This is a genomic window from Cellulomonas septica (genome assembly GCF_012396155.1).
Taxonomy (GTDB): domain Bacteria; phylum Actinomycetota; class Actinomycetes; order Actinomycetales; family Cellulomonadaceae; genus Cellulomonas; species Cellulomonas septica.
Genome location: NZ_JAAXOY010000465.1, coordinates 1 through 2,913 on the forward strand (window position 1 = coordinate 1; position 2,913 = coordinate 2,913).

Annotated in this window: 4 protein-coding genes; all 4 read right to left on the bottom strand. The window is 76.3% G+C overall.

The window, feature by feature from the left end; translation table 11 throughout:
* A partial coding sequence (locus HGA02_RS15110; protein WP_343035504.1) for a S4 domain-containing protein occupies positions 1–212 on the bottom strand: 212 nt, incomplete at its 3' end.
* A 6-nt stretch (positions 213–218) separates the two neighbouring features.
* Entirely contained in the window at positions 219–395 is a 177-nt protein-coding gene (locus HGA02_RS15115) for a hypothetical protein (RefSeq protein WP_168679843.1), read from the bottom strand.
* Positions 396–605: 210 nt separating this feature from the next.
* A complete protein-coding gene (locus tag HGA02_RS15120) occupies positions 606–1,646 on the bottom strand; it encodes an HAD-IIA family hydrolase (protein ID WP_168679845.1) in 1,041 nt (346 codons plus the stop codon).
* Positions 1,643–2,913: tetratricopeptide repeat protein (locus HGA02_RS20495; RefSeq protein ID WP_210728627.1), on the bottom strand; the 1,271-nt coding region annotated here is incomplete at its 5' end. The genes HGA02_RS20495 and HGA02_RS15120, both read right to left, overlap by 4 nt.

Sequence of the window (2,913 nt, forward strand, 5' to 3'; positions counted from 1 at the left end):
CCCGCGAGCTTGTGCGCGGCGCGCGAGGCGTATCCGGGGTCGTCGGGGTCCAGCGCGACGTCGACCGCGTCCTCGTCGGACACCTGCACCGAGGCACGCGCCACCGCCCGGCCGTCGACCGAGACGCGCCCTGCGGCGATGAGCTCGCCCGCGTGCCCGCGCGACCGGGCCAGCCCGCGGCGCACGAGCTCGCTGTCGAGGCGTGTCGTCACGACCTCTCAGCCCTCCGCGTCCGCCAGCCGGTCCTGCAGCGCCCCGTGCACCGCCTCGAAGACGGCGACGTGGTCACGCACCGGGGCGTCGTCGAGCCCGGCGAGAAGCGTGAGCGCCTCGTCGACCTGGGCGTCCCCCGTCGTCGGGCCGTCGTACGACCCGACCGCGGACGTCTCGCTCACCGGTGTACCTCCTCGTGCGTTCCGACCGCCGCACGCTGACGGTCCCGACGGTCACGCCGTGCTCCCCGACGACCGCGCCCACGGTACCTGCCGAGGCCCACAGCGCGTCCCGACGCACCCACAGGCACGGGACACCCGGTCGCGTCGCAGCCGCCCGGCGGACGTGACCCGTGCCGCCCGCGTCCCTCGCCACACCACCGGCGAGTGCCCTCAGCGGACCGGTGCGTCGACGTGCAGCTCAGGCACCGTGGCCGCGTCGAGCGAGCCGCCGCTGTCGACGGCGTCCCACGCCGCCGCGCAGGCGGCACGCACGAGGTCGAGCTGGGCCGCGGGAGAGCCGGGCGTCGCCCGTCCGAGGTCCAGCGCGCCGTCGACGACGCGCGCGGCGACCTCCCCGCACGCCCACCAGCCGTCGGCGTCCCGACGCGGCACCGGGTGCGGCTCGAGCAGGGACAGCAGATCGGCACCGATGAGGTGCGGGCGCTCGGTCGGCGCCGCCAGCACGTCGTCGCGCGCCGTGCTCACTCCGGTCAGGACGTGCAGGCCGACGTAGCCACCGGCGCGCGCGCCCGCGAGGTCGGTGTCGAGCCGGTCGCCGATGACGAGCGTCTCGCGCGCCCCCGCCCGGTCGACGGCCATCCGGTACATCGTCGGCGACGGCTTGCCCGCACTGTCCGGGACGACGCCCGTCGCGTTGCGCACCGCCCCGACGAGCGACCCGTTGCCGGGTGCGAAGCCGCGGGCCGTCGGCAGGCTGAGGTCGAGGTTGGACGCGACGTGCCACGCCCCGCGCTCGACGGCGTACGCGGCCTCCGCGAGCTGCGCCCAGCCGACATCGGGCGCGAACCCCTGCGCGACCGCGGCGGGGTCGTCGTCCGCCGACTCCACGACCACGAACCCGGCGGACCGCACGGCCGTGACGAGGCCCGCGCCGCCGACGACCAGCACCTTCGCGCCCGGCTCGAGCCGCGTGCGCAGCAGCTGCGCGGCCGCCTGGGCCGCCGTCATGACCTCCCCGGACCGGGTCGGGATCCCGAGCTCCGTCAGCTGGTCCGCGACCGACTCCGGCTCCCGCGACGCGTTGTTGGTGACGAACACCAGCCGCATCCCGCGCGCACGCGCCGACGTCAGCCCCTCGGCCGCACCGTCGATGGGCTCGTGCCCGCAGTACGCGACGCCGTCGAGGTCGACGAGCGCGAGGTCGAACCGGTCCGCGAGCGGCACGTCCGACCCGATGAGCCCCCCGCTCACGCGTCGTCCTCCTCGCCGCGCGCCACACCCTCGCGGTCCGCGACCTCGCGGTCCACGACGTCGCGATCCACGACTTCGCGATCCACGACGTCGGCGTCGAGCCCGCCATCGACCCCGCCGGCGCCGCCGGCGGCGAGCGCGGGCTCGTCCGTGTCTGCGTCGGGATGGACGTGGTCGGCGTCGCCCGCCTCGTCGAGGTGAGCGTTGCCGTCCGACGCGTCGACCCGCTCGAGCGCGTCGCGCGCCTCGTCGACGTCATCGGCACCGGAGGGCTCGTCGTCTCCGCCGAGGACATCGTCCTCGTCGAGCTCGTCGTCGCCTTCGGCCTCGCCGTCCCCGGCCAGGACATCGTCCCGGTCGGGCTCGTCCTCCCAGGCAGGCTCGTCGTCCCCGTCGAGGCCGTCGTCTCCTGCCGGCACGTCGTCAGTCGCGTCCAGCGCTCCGGCCCCGTCGCGACCTGCACCAGCCACGCCCGTCGACGCCTCGTCGATGTCCGACCCTGCGCCGTCGTCGTCCGTGTCGTCCTCGTCGTCGAGGTCGAAGACGACGACCTCCTCGTCGACGTCCCCCGCGGCCTCGGCGAGCTCGGCGGCGGAGTACCGCGCGAGCAGCGTCGCTGCCTCGTCGGCCCGCCCCGCCGCCTCGAGGGCCGTGGCGCGCGCCTGCGCGACACGGACGGCCAGCACTCCGGTCGCCTGCTGCACGGCAGGGCTCGACAACACGGCGACGGCCGCCTCCGACTGACCGAGGTCGAGCCGGGCACCCGACACGACGATCGCCAGCTCGATGCGAGCGTCGGCGTCCAGCGTCTCCGCCTCCGGCTCGTTGGCCAGGGCGATCGCGCGCTCAGGCCGCCCGAGCCCGCGCTCGCAGTCCGCCATGATCGGCAGGTGCTCCGACGAGCCGTTCAGCCGACGTACGGTGCGCAGCTCGCGCAGCGCCTCCGCGAACCGCCCGGTCCGGTACGCCGCAAGGCCCGCGGCCTCCCGCACGACGTCGATCCGCCCGGCACGCCGGACGGCGGCCTGGGCGTGCTCGTACGCGAGCTCCGGGTCGGTGTCGAGCAGTTGCCCGACGACGACCAGGTGCCGACCGACGCGCTCGGCGTTGTCCTTGGTCAGCGACCGCAGCCGCGCGCGCACCGACCGGTCGAGGTCGCCGAAGACGACGTCGTCCGGCACCGGCGGCGCCGGCACACGCTCGTCCTGCGGCGGCCGCGTCGCCCGCTGCTCGTCCCCGCGCACGTCGTCCCGGCCGCGCGGCGGCC